This window comes from Bacteroides sp. OF03-11BH (genome assembly GCF_003604005.1).
GTDB classification, from domain to species: Bacteria; Bacteroidota; Bacteroidia; order Bacteroidales; family Bacteroidaceae; genus Bacteroides; species Bacteroides ovatus.
Genome location: NZ_QTMW01000006.1, coordinates 1 through 24,688, shown reverse-complemented (window position 1 = coordinate 24,688; position 24,688 = coordinate 1). Strand labels below are relative to the sequence as shown.

General features: G+C 48.2%; 23 protein-coding genes and 2 pseudogenes. 4 read left to right on the top strand and 21 right to left on the bottom strand.

From position 1 onward, the window contains the following. Window positions 1-33 precede the first annotated feature (33 nt). The 11 genes from DXA54_RS06245 to DXA54_RS06195 all read right to left on the bottom strand — a co-directional run bounded on the left by DXA54_RS06245 (window position 34) and on the right by DXA54_RS06195 (window position 9,421). Window positions 34-1,833 (bottom strand): hypothetical protein, encoded by a 1,800-nt coding sequence (locus DXA54_RS06245; protein WP_005816255.1) that lies wholly within the window; start codon window positions 1,831-1,833, stop codon window positions 34-36. A 9-nt stretch (window positions 1,834-1,842) separates the two neighbouring features. Then, the gene (locus DXA54_RS06240; RefSeq protein ID WP_007897422.1) at window positions 1,843-2,115 is read right to left on the bottom strand and encodes a hypothetical protein; all 273 of its coding nucleotides are present in this window, start codon (window positions 2,113-2,115) and stop codon (window positions 1,843-1,845) included. Window positions 2,116-2,147: 32 nt separating this feature from the next. Then, a complete protein-coding gene (locus DXA54_RS06235) occupies window positions 2,148-2,969 on the bottom strand; it encodes a M23 family metallopeptidase (protein ID WP_005816253.1) in 822 nt (273 codons plus the stop codon). A gap of 15 nt (window positions 2,970-2,984) precedes the next feature. Then, a complete protein-coding gene (locus DXA54_RS06230; protein ID WP_005816251.1) occupies window positions 2,985-3,647 on the bottom strand; it encodes a hypothetical protein in 663 nt (220 codons plus the stop codon). Between the two features lie 93 nt (window positions 3,648-3,740). Further along, on the bottom strand, window positions 3,741-4,424 hold the full coding sequence (locus DXA54_RS06225) for a hypothetical protein (RefSeq protein ID WP_005816248.1): 684 nt from the start codon (window positions 4,422-4,424) through the stop codon (window positions 3,741-3,743). 17 nt (window positions 4,425-4,441) lie between these two features. Continuing rightward, the gene (locus DXA54_RS06220; RefSeq protein ID WP_005816246.1) at window positions 4,442-5,143 is read right to left on the bottom strand and encodes a hypothetical protein; all 702 of its coding nucleotides are present in this window, start codon (window positions 5,141-5,143) and stop codon (window positions 4,442-4,444) included. Beyond that, a complete protein-coding gene (locus DXA54_RS06215) occupies window positions 5,124-5,609 on the bottom strand; it encodes a PH domain-containing protein (protein WP_005816244.1) in 486 nt (161 codons plus the stop codon). Before DXA54_RS06215 ends, DXA54_RS06220 begins: the two co-directional genes overlap by 20 nt. Then, the gene (locus DXA54_RS06210; RefSeq protein ID WP_005816242.1) at window positions 5,606-6,748 is read right to left on the bottom strand and encodes a toprim domain-containing protein; all 1,143 of its coding nucleotides are present in this window, start codon (window positions 6,746-6,748) and stop codon (window positions 5,606-5,608) included. The genes DXA54_RS06215 and DXA54_RS06210 overlap by 4 nt, the downstream gene beginning before the upstream one ends. A 30-nt stretch (window positions 6,749-6,778) precedes the next feature. Then, complete coding sequence (locus DXA54_RS06205; RefSeq protein ID WP_005816239.1) at window positions 6,779-8,374, bottom strand: hypothetical protein; 1,596 nt, start codon at window positions 8,372-8,374, stop codon at window positions 6,779-6,781. Between the two features lie 37 nt (window positions 8,375-8,411). Then, the gene (locus DXA54_RS06200) at window positions 8,412-8,636 is read right to left on the bottom strand and encodes a hypothetical protein (protein ID WP_005816237.1); all 225 of its coding nucleotides are present in this window, start codon (window positions 8,634-8,636) and stop codon (window positions 8,412-8,414) included. Between the two features lie 23 nt (window positions 8,637-8,659). Next, on the bottom strand, window positions 8,660-9,421 hold the full coding sequence (locus tag DXA54_RS06195; RefSeq protein WP_005816235.1) for a DUF4099 domain-containing protein: 762 nt from the start codon (window positions 9,419-9,421) through the stop codon (window positions 8,660-8,662). A gap of 220 nt (window positions 9,422-9,641) precedes the next feature. Here DXA54_RS06195 and DXA54_RS28785 point away from each other — a divergent pair, with 220 nt between their 5' ends. After that, complete coding sequence (locus DXA54_RS28785; RefSeq protein WP_007837448.1) at window positions 9,642-10,271, top strand: M23 family metallopeptidase; 630 nt, start codon at window positions 9,642-9,644, stop codon at window positions 10,269-10,271. 162 nt (window positions 10,272-10,433) lie between these two features. Here DXA54_RS28785 and DXA54_RS06180 read toward each other — a convergent pair whose 3' ends face one another. The 9 genes and pseudogenes from DXA54_RS06180 to DXA54_RS06140 form a co-directional block, all read right to left on the bottom strand. Further along, window positions 10,434-10,991, bottom strand: a complete 558-nt coding sequence (locus tag DXA54_RS06180; protein WP_005816230.1) for a DUF4411 family protein — start codon at window positions 10,989-10,991, stop codon at window positions 10,434-10,436. Next, window positions 10,982-12,124: an ImmA/IrrE family metallo-endopeptidase gene (locus tag DXA54_RS06175; protein WP_007897423.1), complete on the bottom strand. Its 1,143-nt coding sequence runs from the start codon at window positions 12,122-12,124 to the stop codon at window positions 10,982-10,984. Before DXA54_RS06175 ends, DXA54_RS06180 begins: the two co-directional genes overlap by 10 nt. Window positions 12,125-12,358: 234 nt before the next feature. After that, window positions 12,359-12,547 (bottom strand): hypothetical protein, encoded by a 189-nt coding sequence (locus DXA54_RS06170; RefSeq protein WP_005816226.1) that lies wholly within the window; start codon window positions 12,545-12,547, stop codon window positions 12,359-12,361. Then, a pseudogene (locus DXA54_RS06165) lies at window positions 12,544-13,308 on the bottom strand (SIS domain-containing protein); the annotation flags it as partial. The pseudogene DXA54_RS06165 and the gene DXA54_RS06170, both read right to left, overlap by 4 nt. Next, window positions 13,305-13,619: pseudogene (locus DXA54_RS28480) on the bottom strand (hypothetical protein); the annotation flags it as partial. The pseudogenes DXA54_RS06165 and DXA54_RS28480, both read right to left, overlap by 4 nt. A 137-nt stretch (window positions 13,620-13,756) precedes the next feature. Beyond that, window positions 13,757-15,115 (bottom strand): efflux transporter outer membrane subunit, encoded by a 1,359-nt coding sequence (locus tag DXA54_RS06155; RefSeq protein WP_005816221.1) that lies wholly within the window; start codon window positions 15,113-15,115, stop codon window positions 13,757-13,759. Then, entirely contained in the window at window positions 15,116-18,229 is a 3,114-nt protein-coding gene (locus DXA54_RS06150; protein WP_009291789.1) for an efflux RND transporter permease subunit, read from the bottom strand. It lies immediately after the preceding gene. Next, window positions 18,226-19,347, bottom strand: coding sequence for an efflux RND transporter periplasmic adaptor subunit (locus DXA54_RS06145; RefSeq protein WP_005816213.1), 1,122 nt, complete (start codon window positions 19,345-19,347; stop codon window positions 18,226-18,228). Before DXA54_RS06145 ends, DXA54_RS06150 begins: the two co-directional genes overlap by 4 nt. Before the next feature lie 29 nt (window positions 19,348-19,376). Beyond that, window positions 19,377-20,510: a sensor histidine kinase gene (locus DXA54_RS06140; RefSeq protein ID WP_018452643.1), complete on the bottom strand. Its 1,134-nt coding sequence runs from the start codon at window positions 20,508-20,510 to the stop codon at window positions 19,377-19,379. Window positions 20,511-20,727: 217 nt separating this feature from the next. On the opposite strand from DXA54_RS06140, the gene DXA54_RS06135 reads away from it, so the two are divergent. Next, complete coding sequence (locus tag DXA54_RS06135; protein ID WP_270530567.1) at window positions 20,728-21,525, top strand: sugar phosphate isomerase/epimerase family protein; 798 nt, start codon at window positions 20,728-20,730, stop codon at window positions 21,523-21,525. A gap of 67 nt (window positions 21,526-21,592) precedes the next feature. Here DXA54_RS06135 and DXA54_RS06130 read toward each other — a convergent pair whose 3' ends face one another. Next, on the bottom strand, window positions 21,593-22,339 hold the full coding sequence (locus tag DXA54_RS06130) for a tyrosine-type recombinase/integrase (protein WP_005938300.1): 747 nt from the start codon (window positions 22,337-22,339) through the stop codon (window positions 21,593-21,595). 228 nt (window positions 22,340-22,567) lie between these two features. On the opposite strand from DXA54_RS06130, the gene DXA54_RS06125 reads away from it, so the two are divergent. Together DXA54_RS06125 and blaOXA are read left to right on the top strand one after the other, a co-directional pair. Continuing rightward, window positions 22,568-23,431, top strand: a complete 864-nt coding sequence (locus DXA54_RS06125; protein WP_003013318.1) for an aminoglycoside 6-adenylyltransferase AadS — start codon at window positions 22,568-22,570, stop codon at window positions 23,429-23,431. Between the two features lie 177 nt (window positions 23,432-23,608). Further along, a complete protein-coding gene (gene blaOXA / locus DXA54_RS06120) occupies window positions 23,609-24,466 on the top strand; it encodes an OXA-1327 family class D beta-lactamase (protein ID WP_005938297.1) in 858 nt (285 codons plus the stop codon). The last annotated feature ends 222 nt before the right edge of the window (window positions 24,467-24,688 follow it).

Sequence of the window (24,688 nt, the reverse complement as noted above, 5' to 3'; positions counted from 1 at the left end):
AGCCACCGTTCCCGACAATTTTGTTGTCGGGCTTCACTGTATTCCCCTCGGTCGCACCACGCTCTCCCGTGCCTGCTCTTCGTACTGCATTGCTGCCATCTGTCGCATCTGGTCGTTCTTGGCAAGTATGGCGTTAGCCAATGTATTCAGCGGCAATGCCCCCGACTGATGCGCCCCAATCACACTGTCAGGCAGTTGAATGGTACAAGGCACATGGTCAATGTTGGCAACGAGACACCGCCCTTGCAGCATCGGGTTGCTGATACGAGGATTGAGTGGTTCATCAGGATATTGGCGGTACTGAATGCGAGATGCAGCAGGACTAACTGTAGGTGCAATGCCTTCCTGCTGTTTCCTGCCCAGCACCTCATGTCCCGCTTTGTTGAGCAGATTGGCACCTCCCATACCCATCAACAGCATCTTCAGTATAGGATTCTTCACGAACATTCCAGCCACGATAGAGGCCAAAGGAAGGAGGCTATTGTCCATATTCAGCGATTTTGTCTTGCCAGTGAACAGTCCCACCAGTACATCGGGCAGCATCGCCAACACATAACCAAGGTTCTTGCCGATGTCTGAAAAGCCGTTCAGTCCAAAACTCTGCAACAGCCCGTCCCATCCATTTTCGTTTGTTTGTAAGGCTGTTTCCTCCTGCTGGACTACAGATGGTGTTGCCTCTTCAGTCGATGAATCAGGAGTTTCTTTCGGTTCTGCCTTCTTCTCCTTCTCAGCCTCTGCATCCAGTCTCGCCTTAACCTCCAGATACTCGTCTTCCTGTCCAGGCGCAACTATCAAGGGCACATCCTTGTACTTGCCTGTACGTTTGGTTGCTTCGTTTCTCTGAGGGTCAAGGAACGTACCTTTGTTCCAAGGAAAAGAGGTCTGCTCGGTTTGTTTCGTCCAATCCATAAAAGTGATATTGCTCGTGGGAATCTTGTTCTTGAAATGGCTGTTGGTAGCCTTGATATAGCTGTTCTCGTGGTTCTTGATGACTTTTGCCTGTTTGCGGAATGAGGCGAAGACGTTGGTGCCCGTACCGAAAACTCCCTTGCTGATACACTCCTCGACACAGACCTCTTGGCTGCTACCTTTCTTGCTTAGGTGCTCCATGCCGACATTCATCACCATATCGATACCGACAAACTTGGCGAAGGTTGCCCATGAGCCAATCCCTCCCATGGCCACGACATCGGCACCCGCTCCGGCTGCCCATCCCGCTGCCTTCTCTGTTCGAGAGGGCTTATAGGCTGCCTCTCCTTTGGCTTCTATCTCTGCGGCAAGGGGTGACTTGTTCAGTTCGTAGGGCAGACCGAACAGACTGCTTTGTGCCGCCTTGCGGATGATATAGTCGGCAGAAGATGTTGGCATACGGTCTTTCACCATTTTTTCTATCATCAGCTGCTCCATGCGGTGATCGATATAGGCGTATGCCAAATCACAACCGAGTTGTTTAGAGAGTGCATCGTACCGCTCTCGTCCTATCTCCGTCACCACCGCCTTGCGCCATTCCTCAGCCATCACGGCAAGGTCACGCTGCATATCCTTGTTGCCGACAATAGCCTCCTTGCACATCGCCAGATAGTCTTCGGTGGTCTTGCTGTTCCACTTGCCTGTAATCTTCAGCGTGGCGTATGGGTCATCACCAGGCATATTGGCAGTGGCCAATGAGCGTAGGATGCCAGCCGTACTGTTGGAGTAGGCTCGCATCTCGTCTGCCTGTCTGTTGGACAAGTCCCGTTGCACCCTGCCCATCACGGGGGCAAGGTGACACCCGAAGTAGTCGCCCATCAGACGCTCTATCTCTGCGAATCGCTGACTGTTCTTAACTGCCATATACCTTGTTTATATATTATACTGCTGTAATATCTGTTCCTTTGTCTGCTCGATGGCATTGTGATATATCTCCATCTGCTTAGGATAGTGTTCCTCCAACCATGCGTCCTTGTCCACTTGGCAGTGGATGAACTGCACGGCCATACGTTCCTCAATCTCCACGGAGGGTTCCCCCTCTTCCTTACCATTGAACCATGCCTTTGTCCACCATCTCACGCCAGCCCGGTCGGGATAGACGCTCACTATCCTCGGAATGTCGAAGCTCTGGATATCCACGTCCAAGTCGGCAAGAGGGTCGATGATGCCGTCATGCGTCAGGGCTTGCTCTTGGAGTTTTTTTTTAACACCTCGTCCATCGTGGAGAGATATACCTGATGTCGCATGGCAAGATAGTTGAGAAAGTCGGCAATGAGCAGGTTCTGCACCTTAGTCGCCAAAGGCATACAGCGGTTGCCGATGCCCAAGGGATTAGCCATGCTCGGCATGGTCTCGTAGAAATAATGCTTGCTCGCTCCCAACGAGAAGATGTTTCTCAACGACTGCTCCGTATGTTCGGGCAGAGAGTATGCTCCTTGTTGAAGGTCCTCGAAGTAGGAGGGAAGGAAGCGGAGCATCAATGCCTCTATCTCCTGACGGTCGGTGTCGTAGGGTGAAGGGATGTTCATGTCCAGTTCATTGATGCCCATTTGGGAATTGTGCTCCAATGCCTTGATATTGCCGTAGAGCATGGTGAGGAACTCCAACGGATTGATTTCCTCTCCGTCAAACCTCACCTCCATGTGCAGCAGGTCGCCACTGATGGCGATGGTCTGACCGGCCTTGACGCTTTGGGAGAAGTTGGCGAAGACATTGGAGAGATGCCTGTAAGTCACTTCGTATTTGCCGTAGCGGATGGTCTGGTAGATGCCATGCTCCGCGTCCGACCCAATGGCAGAGACGGTTCCCGTTGCCACCGCCGACAGCAGGTAATGGTTCACTGAGAAGTCTATGCCGTGATGGAAGAATGTTTCTCCCGTCACGGGATTTTTCTGCTCTCCGTAACCCAAGGACATCTGCACGTCCTGCTTTATAGGCTCCTCAAACGGCATACAGTAGCCGCTCGATGAGCGCAGTATCATTTCTTCTGTATATCTCATATCACTGTATATTGGTTATCGTTTCATCCCTCTGCTTTGGGTCTCTGCTTCTTTCATGTTCTGCCCATGTGAAGACGTACCGCCTCTGTTAGGCAGAGTTTGCGCCACCTTAGAATTGTTCCCGATGATCATCGCTCCAAGCAGGGCACCCGCAATCTTGCTCATCCAACCAAAGCGTCCGAATACCATGAAGGCGGCAGCCACCAGTCCGACGATGCTCATACCCGACACGTTGCCCTTGCCGATATTGCCAAAGAGATTGCCTATCATGTCGCATCCTACGCCTCCGAACATATTCCTAAAGAAATCACTGATGCCGCTGAACTGGGTGTCCATCTTTCCGGCTACAGTGTTCACCGCATCAACGGCTTCACCAGCCTTGCCCGTCAGACGTTGCACATCGTTGGCGGTTTGTGCCACCGCTTCCGTGGCATTCTCGCCGATGACAGCATCACCTACGATGCGTGCCACGCTCTTGTCTGTGGTCAGCTTCTCCCATGTCACATAGCCTGCGGCACTACCCACTGCGGCCGTCTGCATAGCCTTGCCGGCTCCCATAAGGGTGCGTTGCGGGTGGAGTGCCGCACTGCCTAAGGTCTTTCCAGTTACTCCGATGACATGGCCAGTACCTCGTGCCGCCTTGCCACCATATTTCAATAATGAACTCCAAAATCCCATATCTTATCGTTTTTTAATCACGGTTTGACTTCGTCTTCTTCTGTCACGACTCGGCATAGCTCGAACAAGTTCGGCTCTGCTCTCGCTGCTCCATCAGTTTACGTTCTTGCCCACCTGCTTCCACCGCCTCTTGGCAGCCGCTGCTATCTCGGCTTTGTTCGCTTTGGTGGGTCTTGCCCCTTCGTCTATCTCCATCCAAACATCGCCCATGGTGGTGTATTTCACCGCCCTCGTCAGTCGCTTCAACTGCTTGTTCATCTTCTTCAGTTTGGGTCGGATGCCGAAGACTATCTCCACACGCTCCTTCTCGGTCATCTTGTTGCCCGACAGGCATACCGTGCGTATGTCATTAACTATCTCGATGCTGTTCATAATCAGCTCGCGGTATATCTTGTTGCGCTTGGCTGACAGGGCTACGGCAAGTCCGTTGGCAGGATGGGCATCCAACTGCGCCACCAATCCACCCATATTGTCCACCAACTGACCTATCTCGTGATAGAAACCATATATCTGTGCGGCATAGCTGACGATGGAACGGAAGGAGTCCAGATAGTTGTTGAACTCCCGCTGCAGGTCGGTAGTGGCTTCCACTTCCTCCTTGGTCCAGATATGGCCGGTGGATTGTAGCAGCATCACTTTCTCCTGATTCTTCAGTTCTTTCTCCGCCTTGTTGGTGTACATCAGAATCATCCCCGCAAGAGTCGGGTCGTTCTGCGCCCGCACTCCTGCAAAAGATGATATAAACATAAAAATGGCAATTGATATGAAATACTTCATGACTGATTCCTTTATCGTTAATCACTGATGGTCATACGTCCTGCTCTGCGCCATCTGCTAAGGGCTTGGGTGGCTATCTCTCCATTGCTTCGGTCTATCATCCCTGCCGTCACGCCGTTCCACACATCGGTCATGGTGTAATATCGTATAGACAGATAAAGACGATGCAGCTTCTTGCTGAAGGCACTCAGCTTGTCGTTCAGTGCCCACAGCGTCTTGCTCCTTTCCGCACCAGTCAGCATGTTCTCTTTGCCTCCTTTGGCGACTGCATCTTTCAGCAGTGTGAAGACGGACACCAATTCCGTGGCGGTCTCCATATACAGGTTGTTCATCGAGAGGGTGGCAACGATGCCTTGCGGATTATTGTTGATGGCCTTGCGCATCTTACACAAGGTGATGAATATCTTCACTCCATCGTCGTACAGATAGGTACAGGCTTTGAGGGAAGAGGCATAACCACTGGCGGTTTTCAGATAACTGTTGTACTTCTTCTCCCATTCGTGTATCTTGGTGAACTCTGCGGCGATGGTATTCTGCAACAGGGCAGTCTTGGTCTGACCTTTGATTTCCTTCTCTATCTCACCGTTGATGGCTTCGTTGCCCTCTGCTAATGCCATCCATTCCAAAGGGTTGGCAGTCACAATCTGTGCATGGGCTGACGGCACGCTCAGTACCAATGCCACGACAATGAACCAAATCTTATCTATTCGTAATCTCATATACGCCCTTTCTTCGTTTGTTCGTTTCTACTCTTGTTCGTATCACACTCACCACGTCATAGCTGTTGCTGATGCCGGTCATTTCCAGTTTCGGTGTCGTTCTATCCATCGACAACACGGTCACGCTTTTCAGTCCGCATAACTGTTGTATCAATGTCTGATGCTCGGCAAAGTCCACCACTCGGTACAACTCCATGTAGTTCACGCTCCGCTGAAACACTCCGTGCTCACAGATGAGTTGCTCGCTCCCGATATGGTAGCGGATACTCCTCAGATAGATGAATCGGTAGAGTAAACAGAGGGAGAACAGGAGGCTGAAGACAAGCAACAGGGTACTATATGCACAACCGGGCAATCCTCCGATTAGGAGCATTGCCACGCACAACAGCAACAGAGGCAGTTCGTTGATGAAAAACTGTCCGATGCTGGGGCACAAGGTGATGATGCTATTATCTTCTTGTCTCATACGCTTCTATGATATGTGTTCTTTTCTTCTTTTTCCCTTTGTTTCTCTGCCTTGCCGGCTGCGATAAACTCGGCATAGTCGAAGGTATCTGGTTCGCCCTTGGCAATCAGTTCTGCTGATTTCTTGTTGAGCAGCGCATCGTTCCAGTCCTTGTAGCAACCCAATGGATGATAGGCTTGCACATGCTCGTGACGGAAGCCCATCTCTGCTGCCACCTTCCTGAAGTTTGCAACAAACTGCCGCCCTGCATCGTCCTTGTCAAAACCCAAATAGTGCCGTGCGTTGGGAGTAACGGACAGAAGTCCTCGCATCTGTCCCTCGGTGGGTGTGCCGCCCGTAGATACATACACCATCTTTACAGGATTTATCTGATACTCTGCCATGGCATCGTAGGCACTCTCAAACCATACAATTTCGCTTGCTTTATCCAACGGCTCGCCCGTGAGGTTGGCAATCCACAGTCCTTCACTGCTGTTGCTTCCTTCTGCCTTGCCCTTGTAACCGCCGCTACCGTCCATCTTCGGTCGTCCTCGTTCCTCAAAGCCCACAGTCTTGTCGGGTGTCTTGGGCAGTACAAGCGGAAAGGCAAGGTTGGCAAAGGTAAGTCCATCCGTCCGATGCTTAGTAGCCAGACAGAAATGCCGATGAAAAGCATACTGCGTATAGAGGTCGATGCCTCGGAACTTAAAATAGGGATAAAACCTTTTCTGCGTTTCCCTGTCCTGCGGATTGAACTTGTGGATGTCGTAGTCATTCAGGTTGAATGGCTTTCCGTCCTTTCTTGGTTCTGTAATCTTCGATGGTCTGTCCTCTATGGGTTGGTTGAGCAGTCGGTTGCAGACGAGGTTGACGAGTCGGTCAGGAGACATTCCCACCTTGTTCTCTGAAAACATTTCTGGATGCTCCTTGATGAACGAAATGACATTATACACCTTCTGCTGCGGTGGTTGGAAGCAACATTTCCCATTCTGCGTGACAATGAACTTATCACCACGCACCCGTCTGCCCTCACTGTCAGTACGCACATACGACGGATAACGCAAGCCATCTCTCTTGTTCAGATGATACCCTGCGTCCACCAGTACTTCCTGTATGCTCAACCTGTCCAGAAAGTCATCGTATGTCAGTTCACTACTCATTATAAATTATAAATTGTAAATTATACATTGTTAATATCCTCTCCTTATCTCCGTGGCAACATGATTTGCTTCTGCCTCAAAGTACCTTGCCGCAATCTCCTGTGGCGAATCCACTCCCGGTTTGAAGTAAGGACGTGGACCGCCATGATGCTCTGCATAGAACTCCGGGGCTGGATGGTGATGATGGTGGCTTATGTCATGCGCCACCTCTGCTGTAACGACTGCTCCTGCCGTCAGAGCCGCCAATATCTTCGTGCCCAGTCCGGCGTTGGTTTCGGGGCGTGTCTTCATATCCACTTCACTGAAAACCTTGGAGAAGAGTTTCATGCGATGGTAGTCATCCACCGCCAAGAACTTGTCGTAGTCCTTCTGCTTGATTTCGTGCGTGATGGCTTCTCCATTGATAATGGCGGTCATGCGATACTTATCTTCGCCTTTCTTATCTCCCTCCATCGGAGGCACTTTCTCCACCATGATGTCACCGACTTTCACTTCACGCCCATGCGCTCCCTCACGATACCAACCCTTGTTCTCATTAATCAAGGCAAGGTCTTCACCTCTCACCATGGCATCGCCTTGCAACACGTCACGTCTGACAGTCTCGTCCTCTTCCAACGGAAGCAACCGTTCCTCGTCTTGTTGCTGACGCTGCTGCAACTCCTGTTCAAGTTCGGGATGCAGATGCAGGTCGATGCGCTCCTTGCTATTCAGTGTGTCCATCAGGATTTTGTCAGCAAAGTCGTCCTTGATGATGCCATTCAGCAGTTCCAAGCGTTGAACGACGGGCACTTCCTTGATGGAGTTGGAGGTGAGTTTCTTCAGTTCCTCATCTGTCAGGTCATACACCATGTCGGCATTGACGCTGTTCGACTGAATGGTCAGCGTCTTCGCATTCTCATCAATGATGATGCCATGCGATGCCAGACACTCCTGCCACTTCTCATTGGTGAAATAGACAGGCGAGGTAATCAGTTCCTTATAAGGCTTGGCTGGCTCCGTGCTTCTCGTGCGGCTGATGGAAGGCATTATGATTCCCTCCAAATCTTTCAGCACATCCTGTTGCTGAGGGCTATAACTCTGTTGCTGTCCCTTATAATAGAACCCATAACCGCCGCTCTGCAATTCGCCAGGCTTCATTCTGCCGTCCCAACGTTCAGGCACAATCGGGGCTTCGGGGAAGAACAATCGTCCTCCAACTCTGCGAAGATGGAATCCCTCCTGACTGCGTGGTGTCCAACCTAAAAAGGGTGGTGGCATATCGATGCGCCCCATCCGTCCATACTCGCCGATACCAACACGATAGCCGTGCAGCCCCATAGCTACACGACCGTTGGCATTGCGTGCATGAACGAAGTTCTTGGGCATATAGAAGTCGTTGCCCACAATGCCCGTAAAGGTATTGTAGGCTAACTTGTTGGCATGATTCGTACCCCAGTCGGTCAGAGCCAACATCTGCTTCTCGGTGATGTTATAGGTAAGCAGCGGACTGTCATGCCCTTGCACCACAAGCTGATAGCCGCTGCCATTACTCACCACATGAGCCTGCATACCATTGCGCATGAGCAAGTCACGCATCTCTGGTTGCAGGTCCATCTGTTGGGGATTCGTATTCTTTCTTATCGCCATACTTATTCTTCACTCTTCATTCTTCACTCTTCATTTATCATGCTTCACCGTTCTCTATTGCCTTCTCCAGTTCCTCATCTTTGTGATGGACAAACTGCTCCGCACTCTCTTCACAAATGCAGAGTCCGTTGTTCAGACAATAGCTCTCATATTCTTCCTGCCATTCAGCAGAATGATGGTTGACATACTCCAACCAACCGTACTCGCCGCTCTGTATCTTCTCGACGAGCACATCCTCTGGATAATATTTATTTGATGCCATATACTTATTATATTATGTGTAGATTATTTGTGCATGGAAAAAGAGGCGCGGTTGCGCTCTCCATTCTTCTTCTGCTCATTCCAAAGTTCTTCCGTGTATTCCTCTTCAGGCACATAGTCAAGATTACCGTCATCGCCCATTACCCAACAGCCATAGCACCCGAAGGTGTATTTGTCCCACTCTCGCTTGGTGTTCTCCTTCCACTTCTGACTGTCGCCTTGATTAATCCTTATGCCGGTCTTATCGTTCAGGTCAATACCCACCGTCACCTGTTCGTCCTCCATGATGAGCGTGAGCGGCTCACCCTTCTGCATCACGGTCAGTTCTGCCGAACTCAGTTTCAGTTCATCCTTCAGCACCTCCAAGTTGCGCCCGATGACAGGCGTAGGTACCGACATCACCTGATTGGTCTCCGTGTCAATCTGCACGAAAGCCTTGCTGCTCCTGCCATCAGCATCCTTAACATCGGCAAGGATAGCCTTTCCAGCCAGCAAGTCCTCCTGCTGTTCCTGAGTAAAAGCCTCCAATGGTGATTTCTCCAACTGCGGATAGAAGACCACATCCACCTTGCCGTCCTCCATACGGACCAACGCAAATCGGGTGCGGCTCTTCAATGTCTCGCCCTCATCATTATTCACCTGAATGGGCAGCAACGGTGAACGTCGTCCCTGACCAATATCTTCCAACGCCCACATGGGCAGGTCTTCAATCTTCTCTTGTGTGAGACCAAAACGAGCCAGTGTCTGATAAGGCACCTCGCTCTCTTCAAATCGTACTTGCTTCATACTTTAACTTTGAATTTGAAATTAAACTCATGCAAAGTTATATACCTATTCAGAGACAAGCAGAATTGCATAAGATAATGCGTGTTATTTTTGACGATTATTATTATTTGAGTTTGATTTCTGCTCAAAAATCAAACTCGATTGCTATATTATGTTACAATCTTCTTGTCTTCCCTTTGTTCTTTATGCCAGTCAAAGAATTGCTTGTTACTTTTGCACCATGAAACGATTTCTACTCATCACAATAGCAGCAATATTCTGTTCATCAGCAACAGTATGCGCTCAGTTCAATACCGTCACACAGACTAAGGTACACCGCAAGGCTGTGCCAAAAACGACGCAGTCCGCAACATCCGAACAACTGCCTCCGTGCTCGCCGCATCAGCGGCGAGACTCTCTTGCCTTTGCCCCATTACAAACCCAAACGGAGCAGACCGACCGCCACACGGCACTTGTCAGTCCACTCCGTCATATCTCTGTCACCAGCCCTTTCGGCTACCGCAGAGACCCATTTACAAAAAGAAAAGCCCTACACAACGGGCTTGATTTGAAGGCAAATTACGAACCCACATACGCCATGATGCACGGCGAGGTCATCAAGGTAGGCAAGGACAAACGTTCAGGCCTCTATGTCACCCTCCGTCACGGCGACTTCACCGTCAGCTATTGCCACCTCTCCCAAACTCTCGTCACCAAAGGCACCCACGTCCGTCCCGGCATCATCATCGCGCTGACAGGCAACAGTGGTCGCAGTACTGGTCCCCACCTGCACCTCACACTCAAAGACACAAAAAAAGGACGAGCCATCGACCCGTCCATTCTTCTCAATCTTATCAAGCATCCACTCTAATAGAACGCCTTGTCTTTTGTCGTTCACATCACCCCTTCCGCATTGCAATAATGTCTTAAATATCTAATCCTCAACAATTTCTATTCTTGAAAAACAAGTGTTTTATTCACGAATATAATATGATTTCGTGAAAGATGTCATAAGATGATACTAATATCTATGCTATTTGTCAATAAAGAACCCGTTTCTATGCAGATATTCTGAAACGGTTAGTGTTCCAATCCCTATCTGCTCACACAACAAAGGAAGTTTCTTGAACAACTTACCGTCATTCTGCTGCCTTGTTTCCTCCGTCATTACTTGCATCTCTTCCAGATGGATAGCGTCCGAGTGTCGTACATTCAGTGCATAAATGATAATCTTAGCATCACCTGTTTTAAGGTATTCTTCCTTTTGCTCTATGTATTCTTCTTCAGTCAGTTCCTGCTTCTTCAGTCTTACACAGAAATTGTTGTCTATCATGTTGCTGAATCTCTCTGGGGCACATGGAAATAGATCCTTTGTCGGAATGACCAATTTCTTGTCTTTGAGGAAAGGCATCTTTTCAACTGCAATTCCTTTGGAGGTGCGTTTTGATTCATCCAGAATCACATCAAGTAGCATCAAATCCTTGCGGGAGAACGCCTCTTCCAGGAATGAGTACAACTGTCCGTCCTTATCCAAGGGAAGATAATTCTTGGCAATCATCACCAATGAGCATGTATCAACAACTATCGCCATAACTCCCTCTCAAAATTTGCTGGTTTGACATTGAGTCTCGAACAGAAAGTGGTCTCGTTGACCACTCCATTGAAATAGGCATATTGCATGGTTTTCAAGAATAGCGGAGAAATGATGGGCTTTGGTGTTCGCCCGCCTCTCTTCTCAGAGTTTTTCAACTTTTCCTGTTCCTCTCTTCTTCTGTATTCCTCTGCCAATTCACTCTTGACATTGCTGTAGCTCGAATAGCTGATTTTCCTGTCGATATACATCCTTGTATATAAGGCAAGACGGCTAATGTGCGTCCGTGCACTGATAGCCTTGAAGAGGTCAATGCAGTAGTCGTTACGGGAATCTACACATGCTATGTTAGCAAGTGTTTCTGCTTCTTGTCCCATAATGAACTGATATGCAAAATCATTGCACCATCTTTCGACATCACTGTATGAAGTCTGTGCCGAGATGTCCATCATGTCCACCGACTCCACTTCTTCAATCCCCAATAGACAATGCCCCAATTCATGCGCCAGAGTGAATATTTCTCGCTTGTAATGCTTATGATGCTTAAGCACTATCACATTGGGCTTAAGGTAAAAACCGTCAATGTTGGTTTTCTCTTTCTTGTTCCATGTCTCTATGTATTCAAAGACAAAAATGCCATGATCGGCGATTTTTTCTATCATCTTCACAAGAAACTGCCTATGATTGACAGTTTCCCCGGGATAAAAAAAATCTCTTGCACGTACGGCTACTGTCTTAGGGTCATCTTGTAGGGTGTAGTGTTCTATGTCAAACTTCACATCCAGTTGCGACAGTTTGTTGTATGCATCCAAAGCGTTTTTCAGACTCTCGAATCGGTTTACAGTACGGATCGACTCCAAGTTCAGCTCTGTTCCGAATGAGGTCTTGCGGAAGAAGATACTGCTGCTTGCATTGGTTGACAACTTAGAATAGTCTTGAAAGAAACTGACTTCTTTGTCGAATATCTCACCTATACGCTTCAACACCCCCAAATCAATAGAATCTCCACTGATGTCTGCGGCTCCTGTTATCCGTTTCCTGCCTTTGTTCAGAAGAGACAACAAGTCATCCACCGACATCTTGTATAATGCCAGCAGGTATTCTAAACGTTTCTTGTTAATCTCTACTTTCATATCAGCCTCGATTGAACTATTGTTGTTTTGATGCAAATGCTTAGGCACAATTTTGCGTTGCAAAATTACACATTTTCACTTAAATGGGCGAATTTTCATGCTGAATATCACTGGAATTTATGTTTATTTTGCTAAATCGCTACATTTTGCCACCAAAAAGACACAAAAATAGGACGAATCATCGACCCGTCCTTTTGTTTTTAGCCTTTTTCGTTCTAACCACAGCCTGCAATGTTATTCATCAACTGGTTCATCACTCGCATGTCTCATTTCGTAAACTGTCCATAAGGCTAACACACATTCAATGGCTATCACGGTAATGGCCGCAGTCATGCCCCACCAGTGGGCAATAAGCATAAAGATGCCAGCCTCAATGCACAACGCAAAGAGGATGGTAACAATAAGTGATAATATTCTATTCATTCTACGGTAACTGATTTAGCAAGGTTTCTTGGCTGGTCAACATTCCTATCCTTGTTGATGGCGATGTAATAGGCCAGCAACTGCAATGGGACGGAAACAACGAGAGGTGTAAGGCATTCGGGTACGTCGGGCACTTCAAGGCAATGGTCGGCGATGTCCTTCATTGCGTCATTGCCCTTGGTAATGATGGCGACAACCGTACCGCCACGCGCCTTCACCTGCCTTACATTACTGATTATCTTGTCATACAGCGAGTCCGTTGGAGCAATGACCACCGTGGGCATCTCGCTATCTACAAGTGCAATCGGTCCATGCTTCATTTCCGCAGCAGGATAACCCTCCGCATGGATATAGGATATTTCTTTCAGCTTCAACGCACCTTCAAGGGCGGTGGGGTAGTTGTACCCACGACCGAGATAAAGGAAGTTGCGGGCATAGGTGTATATCTTCGACAAGTTCTTGATTTTGTCAGCAAGTCCCAACACATCTTTTATATATAGGGGCATGTTCTTCAACTCCCGGACAATCCTCTCTACGGTTGCATCATCCACAGTACCACGCATCTGTCCCACGCAGAGGGCAAGCAGCATCAGCACCGTTACCTGTCCTGTAAAAGCCTTGGTAGAAGCCACACCTATCTCAGGTCCTACATGGATGTATGTCCCGGAATCCGTATTTCTTGGGATAGAGGCACCCACGACGTTGCAGATGCCATACACAAAAGCCCCCTTGCTCCGTGCCAACTGTATGGCGGCAACGGTTCCGAGCGGTCATACTTCCTTTGTAACTCCATACACTTCTCAAAGGAGAAGTCGGATGCCTCAAAAAGAGGCTGGATAAGGTGGGCGCATTCGTTCAGCAGTCCCTTGACGATGTGGATGTTCATCTCGTGGCAGTTTCGGCAAATTGCACTGTTGCAGTTGATATACCGATGACTGTTGATGAAGTCATCCACATAGCGGTCATACCGCTTGCCATTCAAAATCACATCCTGAAGATAGAGTTCTCTCGCTTCTAAGAGTAACTCAAACAATTCTTCTGCTACATCCTGTTCGGTAGCGAAGTGGGTCAGGTGTTGCTTCTCTTCAAAAAAAGAGAAGACTTTTTAATTTGTTTTTGCATACTAAATTACTTATTTATAAGTTTATGACGACTGAAATATAAAAATTACACAACATGGTTCAGTATTAGGTTATAATTCTTGTAAAGTTACATTCCTCCTCCCAACGCATGGTAAAGTTTAATTATACTTTGTATGCGTTCAAAACGAGTTTGTAACTGTTGCACTTCCGCTTCGAGAAGAGACTGTTTGGCGGTCAGCACTTCCAGATAGGTGGTATTGGAATGACGCATCAGCGATTCTGTCTTTCGCACAGCGTCGCATAATGTTTCAACCTGCCGAGCATTGATTTCAATTTGCGATTTTGCCGTCTGCCATGCGGTCAGAGCATCGTTCACTTCCTTTCCTGCGTTCAGTAATGATTGCCGGAACAACAGTTTGGCTTCTTCCTGACGGCTTTTGGCTATCTTCAAGTTGGCGATGTTTACGCCCCGGTTGAATAACGGCTGTGTCAGGGAACCGATGGCATTAAGTAACCATTGTCCGGGATTTACGATTACGCCACCGCCGTTATTAGTCCATCCAAGAATTCCCGAGAGGGTAATATTGGGATAGAAGGCGGCACGGGCCGCATTGGTGGCGTAGAATGCTTGCGCCAGTTCCATTTCAGCCTGACGCACGTCGGGACGGTTGGAAAGCAGTTGCAAAGGGACTCCGATCGAGACAGTATCGGGGAAAGCAGCCTCGGCCAGATCACTTCGTCCAATCGAGTGTGACGGCATGGCAAGTATCGCAGACAGGGCGTTTTCTGTTTCGGAAATACTCTTGCGTATGGATAACAGGGATGCTTCGAGTCGCATCACGTTCGCCTTTGCCTGCAATACGCCAGCCTCGTTTGATTTCCCCACTTTTTTCAACGCTTCAAGAGTGCGTACGGTAGTCCGCCAGTTCTCCAAAGTCCGGTTACTTATTGTCATTTGTGCGTCAAGCATGGCAAGGGTGTAGTAACTGTCTGCAATAGTGGCGACAAGCTGTGTCTGTACGGCCTGCCGGTAGGCACGGCTTCCTTGTAATGCGGCGGCTGCGCCACGCTTTGCCGCCGTAAGTTTGCCGAAGATGTCCAGTTCCCAGCTTGCCGACGCTCCCACATTATATGTCTTTGCCGTTGCTCCGTCATGTTTATTGGCATTACCTTCGGCAGTCAGTCCCAGTGATGGAAGATATGATAGTCTGGCAGTCATCAGGACGGCTTCTGCCGCTTCCACGCGTAACCGTGCCACATTGAGGTCTGCGTTCCGTTCAAGTCCGGTTTCAATCAAGGACTGGAGTTTCGGGTCGGTAAACATTTCCCGCCACGACAGGGACGCGATGGTCATTGTATCAATGTCCGCCGGCATGTCCCGATACAGATTCTCCGTTGAGAGGTCAGGGCGATGATACCGGCTGTATGTGCCACAGCCGGCAAGCATCCATCCCGACAATATGATATATATTACTGTCTTCTTCATTTAATTATGCTTAACACGTTCTTGGATATATTGGAATACAATAAACAATGACGGCACAAGGAACAACAGAGCCAAAGTACCTACAATCATTCCACCGATTACACCTGTGGCAAGCGAACGGCTGCCGTTGGCACCCACTCCGTGCGCCATCATCAGCGGGACAAGACCGAACACCATGGACAACACAGTCATCAATATGGGGCGCAGGCGGACTTTTGCCGCACTGTATGCCGCCTGTGCCAGCGTCATGCCTTCCGACCGCCGTTTACCGGCGTATTCGGTAAGCAGGATCGCTGTCTTGGCAAGCAGGCCTATAATCATGATAAGTCCGGTCTGCATGTAGATGTTGTTCTCCAGACCGAAGAGCCACGCAAACAGGAAACTGCCCATCAGTCCGCAAGGCACCGACAACAGAACCGCGAAGGGTATGAACACGCTCTCATACAAGGCGCACAGAATCAGATAGACCAGAACCATGCAGAGCAGGAATATAAGCGTGGCATTGTTGGTCGTCTTGCTTTCCTCACGCGAAATGCCGCCAAACTCGTATGTGTAATTTGACGGAAGCACTTCACGTGCCGTCTCGCCGATGGCTTCGAGCACCTGCCCCGAACTGTAGCCCTGAGCCGGAGACCCGCTAATCGAGATGGCGTTGAACAGGTTGAAACGGGTGAGGTCTGACGGGCCGTTGGTCTTGGTCAGGCGCACGAACCGGCTCAAAGGCGACATGCCGCCATCGGTGGCACGCACATACATGTGGTGCAGGGATTCCGCATTCACACGATATTCCGCCGGAGCCTGCATGGTCACATGGTAGAGCTTGGAGAACCGGTTGAAGTCGGAAACATATTGTCCGGTATAATAGCCCGACAATGTGGAAAGCACATCTGCGGGCGACACACCCGACTGTTCGCATTTGGCGGCATCGATATCCACCCAGTATTGCGGATAATCCGTGGCAAAGGAGGAATAGACTTCGCCGATTTCGGGTCGCTGCGACAAGGCTTCGACAAACTTGTCTGCCTCTTCCTTGAAGGCGGCGATGTTTCCGCCCGCCTTGTCCTGCAAATAAAGCTCGAAACCGTTTCCCATGCCGTACCCGGCAATCATCGGAGGCGACATGGCGAACACCGTGGCATCGGGAATATCCGAAGTGGCGGCATAAATCTTTCCGATGACATCATTGACCGACTGCCCCTCTCCCTTACGCTGCTCCCAGTCTTTGAGTGTCACGAAATACATCGCCTGCGAGGGACCGGAACCGCTGAAAGAGAAACCGGCGACCGCACCGCTGTATTCAATCTCGCCGATGCTGTCGAGACGGCTGTTGATACGCTCCATCACCTTACTTGTCTGAGCCATGGATGTGCCGGGCTTCGTGTTCATGCTCACCATGACCGTCCCGGTGTCCTCTTCGGGAATAAGTCCCGTCTTTGTGACATTGACCAGCAGCACCAGCAACCCGAAAGAAATGCCTATGATGCTCCACAACAGCCATCGGCGATGGATAATGAACATCACTCCACGTACATAGCGTCGGCTCAGACGGTCGAAGACGGCATTGAACGCTTTACGGAAACGGGCTGCAAAATTGTTCTTGGTGTTGCCCTGCTCATCGATATAGGGTTTCAGCAGCAGCGCGCAAAGTGCCGGTGAGAGTGTGAAGGCATTGACTGCCGAGATTCCCACGGCAACAGCCATCGTGATACCGAACTGCGTGTAGAACGCTCCCGAAGTCCCGCCCATCATGGCAACGGGGAAAAACACTGCCATAAAGATGATGGTAGAGGTCAGGATAGCCGACGAAACGCCTTTCATGGCATCATCAGCCGCGAGAACCGCAGACTGATAGCCCTCGTCGAACTTCGCCTGCACCGCTTCCACCACCACAATGGCATCATCGACCACAGTTCCGATGGCAAGCACAAGCGCGAACAGGGTGAGCAGGTTGACGGAGAAGCCGATCATGGACATCACGGCGAACGTACCGATAATGGAGACGAAAATGGATATCGTAGGAATAAGCGTGGACTTAATATCTTGCAAAAATACATATACCACCACGATAACCAGAAGTATCGCTTCAATAAGTGTCCGGATAACAGAATTGATGGAAGCATACAGGAACTTGTTGGTATCGGTAAGCACCACGAATTCCGTCCCTTCGGGCAAGTCCCGGCTGAGGTCGTCAAGCACTTCGTGAATCTCCTTGATGGTGCTTGAAGCATTGGACCCGGCTTTCTGGTTGATGAGCATCATGGCTGCCGGATGCCCGTTCACTTCGGAGGAATAGTTGTAGTATTCATCGCCCAGTTCCACATCGGCAACCTCCTTCAGCCGAAGCACATTGCCGCCCGGCAGTGACTTGATGACCAACTCACCGAACTCTTCCGCGCCGGACAAGCGTCCGCGGTATTTCATCGTGTATTCATTGGCGGTAGGATGATTGGCACCGAAGGAGCCGGTGGCGGCCTCGATGTTCTGTCGTGCGAGTACGGTGGATATGTCATCGGGGATAAGCCCGTATTGCGCCATCTTGTCGGGACGCAGCCAAAGTCGCATGCTGTAGTTGGAACCGAACATCTGTGCCTTTCCCACGCCGCTGATACGTTTCAGCCTCGGCTCGACATTGATTTTCACGTAATTGTTCAGGAAGGTCTGGTCGAAGCGGTCATCGGGCGAATAGAGCGCGAAAGTCATCAGTTCGGCATTCTGCTGCTTTTCAGTGGTGACACCGGTCTTGGTGGCTTCCGCCGGAAGCTGGCTCAGCGCGCCGTTCACGCGGTTCTGCACGTTTACCGCCGCCATGTCCGCGTTGGTTCCCTGCTTGAAATAGATGTTGATGGAAGCATCGCCCGTATTCGATGCCGTGGAAGTCATATAGGTCATGTCTTCCACGCCGTTGATGGCTTCTTCCAGAGGGGTTATCACTGCCTTCTGCACAGTTTCAGCGTTTGCTCCAGGATAAGTTGCGAATACGTTGATGGTCGGAGGTGCGATGTCGGGGTATTGTTCCACCGGCAAGGAAAACATGGAAATCATGCCCAACAGTACAATCACCACCGAGATAACGCCCGAAAACACCGGGCGGTCTATAAAAAATCGCAGGTTCATTTCGTTTCGTTTTTAGGGGTTATGCTCATGCCTTCTCTCACCAGTCCCACGCCTTCGGCGACAATGGTGTCACCGACCGAAAGACCTTCTTTTACGATAAACCGGTTGCCGTCGTTCAGGCGGTCCACCGTGAGATAGGCGGCTTCCGCCTGTCCGTTTTTCAGACGGTAAGCGATAATCTTGTCCTGCAGTTCCACGGTGGCGGTCATGGGAATGGTTACGGCCTCCGTTTTCGGGTTTTGAAGGATGACATTGCCGATGCTGCCACTCAACAGTTCGCGGTCGGGATTGGGGAACAGGGCTTTGATTTGTACCGTTCCGGTAACAGGATCCACCACGCCGCTTACGGTTTCAATACGTCCTTTCGCCTTGTACAGGCTGCCGTCGTTGAGTTGCAGGCCCACTTCCGGCATCCCGGCTATCATGCTGTCAATCGAGCCATAGCGAGCCAAATATCGCCGTAGCATATTCTCCGAAATGGAGAAATAGGCATACATCTCCGCATTGTCGGACACGACCGTGAAAGGCTGTGCCATATTGGGACCGACAAGCGCACCGATGCGATAGGGCAATGTGCCTACTACTCCGTTGCTCGGGCTTTTGATTTCCGTATAGGAGAGATTGTTGCGTGCATCCGATTCTTGTGCCTTTGCCTGTTCGAGTTCAGCACACGCCACTGCCAGTTGGTTCCGGGCGAGAGAAAGCTCGTAGTCGGATATGACCTTCTCGTCAAACAATGCCTGCTTGCCCCGCAGCTCGATTCTTGCCGTTTCCACTTTTGCCTGTGCCGCGCTGACATTGGCCTGCGCCGTGCGTAATGCCGCCCGATAGGGCACTTGGTCAATTACAGCCAATACTTGACCGGTCTTCACCCGTTCACCCTCTTTCACTTTCAGACGGATAATGCGCCCGGATATTTGCGGCAGGATGTCCACATCCTGCCGTCCGCGTATGGCGGCGGAATAGGACTCGGAGATTTCCACCGGACTTGCCGCGACCTTTATGACCCGATAACTCTGCACCGCATCCTGCTTGCCGTCCGCCTGCCTGCATCCGGTCGGCAGGAACAGCATGAGAGCAAATGCGGCGAAATTCGTGATAATGAATTGCTTGTTCATATTTTCTTCTTGTTTTGTATTAATTATAATCATTTCAGCACCATCCTGAACGTGGTTCCTTTCCCAAGCTCCGATTCCTTCACAAAAATCTTTCCTTTGTGGTATTCCTCCACAATCCGCTTCACAAGCGACAGGCCAAGTCCCCAACCACGCTCCTTGGTGGTGAATCCGGGATAAAAAAGGGTTTTGAACTGTGATTTCGGGACACCTTTTCCAGTATCGGAAATATCCAAAAGCACCTTTCCCCGCCTTTCGGAAATATGGAACAAAACCGTTCCCTCGCCGCCCATGGCATCCACCGCATTTTTCAACAGGTTCTCGATCACCCAATCGAAAAGCGGCTCGCTCACGGTAACCGTCACCCCATGTTCGGGAAAATCCAGATCGATCCGCACTTTATCGGAAATCCGCTTTTCCATATAACCTAACGATCGGCGGACAACCTCGCGCAAATCTGCCTGCCGGAGATCCGTGGCGGAACCGATCTTCGAGAAACGCCGGGCAATCATCTCCAAGCGATGCACGTCCTTGTCGATTTCGGACAATAGAGCGGGATCGATATCTTTCAGCTTCAAAAACTCGATCCACGCGACCAACGATGAAATCGGCGTTCCCAACTGGTGTGCCGTCTCCTTGGACAATCCCACCCACACCCGGTTCTGCTGCGCTTTCAACGAATTGCGAAGGGCGAAGAACACCAGCGCGATGAAAAATGCTATCACCGCCAGCTGCACATAGGGAAAAACCTGCAACTGCTTGAGCGTGTAGGAATCATCGTAATAAAGAGATTGATTGAGTTCGGTGAGTTCAATGGCATTTCGTTTTTTGGAAAATGCCTCCATTTTCTTTTGAAGAAACCTGTCCCGCCCTTTGTCGGGAAGTTTGATGTTGTTGACAATGAAACTTCGGTTCGATTTGTCGTACAAAATAACCGGAATGGTGGTGTTGCCCTGCAAGATCCGCAACACAAGGTTCATGTCGCTGTTATCGGTTTCGGTGGCGAGATGCTCGGTGGCTTTTGCCCAGATTTCAATCTTGTTGCGCTCCTCGATGGTCAGTTCCCGCACCAATTTGTTGGAGAACAACAAAGAAGCCAATGCAATGGCCACTGCAAAAGCAACAAAACCGTACTTGATCCATTGATGAGAATTGAAATCAATCATGCCGACATATCCGTTTAATCCGCATGCAAAGTAACGAAAAAAGCGGGGATTTATTGAACAAAAGTGATTTTTAAATTTATTAAGGTAAATATCTATAACAAACATTTGATTCATTGCCTGCATATGATATTTAATCGTACATTTGTGTTCGTACACGTAAAAACATTTGCAAGTCATGAGAAAATTACTCCTCTTCTTATCCGCAATCGTCGTTTCGATGATGATCAGCGCGCAAGATCGACCCGATCCGCAACCGGCTGCCGACACCTACGAGAAATTCAAGGTGGGAATGGCGGGTTATACTTTCGTGAATTTCGATTTGGACAAGACCTTGCAGACATTGGAAAAATGCGATGTCCACTACCTCTGCATCAAGGATTTTCATCTGCCGTTCAACAGCACCGACCAACAGATTGCCGATTTCCACGAGAAATTGAAATCGAAGGGAGTTACCGGTTATGCCGTGGGACCGATTTACATGAAAACGGAGCAGGAAATCGACAACGCATTCGAGTATGCCAAACGGGTTGGAGTGAAGCTGATCGTCGGCGTTCCAAACTACGACCTGCTTCCTTATCTGGATAAAAAGGTGAAGGAATACGATTTCAATTACGCCATCCACCTGCACGGCCCCGACATGCCGCTCTATCCCGATGCCGACGACGTTTGGGAAAACGTGAAGGATTTGGACCCGCGCATCGGCATGTGCCTGGATATCGGTCATGACAGACGCAACGGAAAAGACCCGGTCGCCGATTTGGAGAAATACATCTCTCGCGTGTTCGACATTCACCTGAAAGATGTCACCGGAGCTTCAAAAGCGGGATATTCGGTTGAGGTCGGCCGGGGAATCCTTGATATCCCCGGATTCGTGAGGATGCTCCGAAAAACCGGCTACGACGGCGTCGTCAGTTTGGAGCACGAACGCAACATGAAGGATCCGTTCATCGGAATTGCCGAATCCATCGGTTATTTCAGGGGCGTGGTAGCCACAACGAGCGACAGACAAAAATAAAAGATAATTTCATTCTCTCTTTATCTCGAAAGGGTTTGTGTTCCGATGCGAATGCAATCCCTTTTTTTTATGACATTTGACTCGGATGCCCACTTGAGGTGGAGGTCGGGAGTTGAAAAATATTCAGAACGCATCCAGGCGTGACTCTCTTCCTGATTCCGGCTCTTGACGCGGCGTTCTTGACAACCATCTGCACGGACTTTGCCGAATATGGGCCGCCCCACTGCCCTTCAAACAGATATACATCGGGCTTATGCAGGATGTAACAGGTGCGAAGATCAGTCAGAATGGATTCCGGGAGCGTCACAACCCTGTCTTTGTTCCCCTTGGACTTGACGATGCGGATCAGCATCCTGGCAGAATCAATATCGGCTATCTCCAGATTGATCAGTTCGCTCAATCGCAGCCCCGATCCATAAAGCATTTTGATCATGCAACGGTGCTTGATGTTTTCGGTGCCGTCGATGATCCTTTTCACTTCATCTATATTCAGACAATTGGGCAACGCAAAGGTCCTCCTCGACGGATAAAGGTGTTTTATCTTTAACTCCCTGCCATAAATCGACTTGTAGAACTTGTCGATCGACGCCACTATCATGCGCTGGTGAGAACTGCCGATCCTGTGCCTCTCGATTTTCCACAGCACATATTTCTCAACCGCCAACTCGTCGATTTCAGCCGGATGCGAGAATTTCCTTTTCGCAAGATCAAGGAAGCTCCTCGCGCTGCTTTTGTAGTTAGCGATCGAGTTCGCACTGTAGCGCTGCAAGACGAGCTTCCGCTCAAATTCAAGTATCAATCTGTCAACATCCATGCCTCCGGTTATAAGTGTGAGTGGCAAAGATAACAAAACATTCGTAAATGCAAAATAATTCTATGTTTATTTTCGTGCTTATCCTTCTCTCTATCAATATCATATCAAGGAGTTCCACTTTTACTCACAAATCGGTTTACGAATGTTATATGGTTTGTATTTACGAATGTTGTATATTTGTTGCGTAAATAAGACGTTGTACGACATAGTAAAACCGAACCAAACAAAATGAAAGTCAGAGAAGAAAAGTTAAGAACAATTATAGAATGGTCGGAGAAAAACGAAGATGTAAGAGTTCTTCTTCTGACAAGTTCACTTGTAAATCCTTTAGCACTTGTTGACGAATTTAGTGATTTAGACATTGAATTTGTTTTTGAGGATAATACAAATTACATTTCAGACAAAAGCTGGACGCTTAAATTCGGAAATCCAATTGCTATGATTGAAGAAGACGAAAGTTGTTTTAACCATAAACACGCAATGAAAATGCTACTTTATGAAGACGGTGTGAAAGTAGATTTTAAACTTTACAGCAAATCAAAATTTATAAAGGAAACGCAAGAGAAAGAATTACCAGAAGATTGGGATATTGGTTATAAAATTTTAATTGATAAAGATGGTATTACAAAGCAAATGCTGAAACCAACTTATCAAATTTCCATTATCAAAAAACCGTCTGAAAAAGAGTTTCAAAATCTAATAAACGATTTTTGGTGGGACACAACTTACGTGGCAAAGTGTCTTGTGAGAGATGAAATATTCTATGCGAAATTTATGTCGGAAACCGTTATTCGCACAGAATATTTAATTCCTTTAATTGAATGGCACATTGCAAGTGAACACAATTGGAACATAACGACCAATAAATATGGACGGCTTTTCAAAAAGTATCTTAACCAGGAAATGTGGGCTAAAACAGAACAAACATTTTCAGGGAGCGATATAAAGGAAAATTGGACTGCTCTATTTTCAATGACTGATTTAGTTTCAGAAATAGGAACTGAATTGTCAAAAAAATTAGAGTACAAATACCCGGATAAATTAGAAAATGACATACGAAAATATTTAGCTGGACTAAAACCCAAAACATAACTACGTCGTACAACATCGTATTGGCAATAGGCGGGCTGAACGGCTTCGTATCAACGGAAGTGCAAAATTCAACTTCTGTTCTTCGATTAAAGTTCAGTGCTAAAAATCCCGCCCATCGCCAATACGCGGCACGTTACCTGCAAGCATAAAAAACCAAACCGTAAATTCAAGAAACTAATGAAATCAAAAAGTTTATTTTCTTTTATTGTAACACTTTTCCTTATTTATGGATGTTCGTCTAACAGACAAGCAGATGGAAAATCAAATATTTTGGCTAAGAACGACATAAATATACGGGGCGACTTCCAAAATTATTTTGACAGTTGCGGAGTTGAAGGCACAATTGCTATTTATGACATTAGAAATGATAAATGGATTGTATCGGACACAGTTGGATTAGAAATTGAAACGCTTCCAGCATCTACATTCAAGATTATAAATTTATTGATTGCTCTTGAAACTAATACTATCAAAGATGAAAACGAAATAATAAAATGGGTTGGTAGTACAGATACAGTTAAGTATGGTTATAGACCCGAAATTTATCACGATATGCCAGTCAAAGAAGCCTTTGAATTATCAGCAGGTTGGGTTTTTGTAGAACTTGCAAAGAAAATCGGAAAAGATACCTATAGAAAACACCTCGCAGAGAGCAAGTATGGAAACAATAATTTATCCCAAACTGAAGCCGATTTTTGGAATTTTGGAGACTTTGCAATTTCGCCTAAAAATCAGGTCGAATTTGTAAAATCTTTTTATGAAGAAAAATTACCCTTTTCTAAGCGAAATATTGACATTGTTAAAAACGTAATGATTACGGAACAAAATGAAGAATATACTATAAGGGCTAAGACAGGTTGGACAAGGGAAAATAACATCAATACAGGTTGGTGGACAGGGTACATTGAGACCAAAAATGGGACTTATATTTTTGCAACAAGACTTTTACAAGACAGAAAAATGAAAAGGTCTGATTTCGGAAGTTGCAGAAAAGAAATTACCAAAAAAGTATTTAAAGACTTGAATATAATTTAAAAGAATGCCAGCAGGTAACAGGCGTTTGGCTCAATGGCGGGTGACGTGGTTAATTGAACATTCTACCTCGCATCAACTTTTGTGGTGTATTGACAGTTTTGTGCTCCAAAATCCGCCACTGCGCCAAGCGCCAAACCGTTATGCGGCAGCTTAAAAAAAGACGACACCAAACCAAAAAAATCATCTTGACAACCACCCGACTTTGAACTACGAAGGATGAAA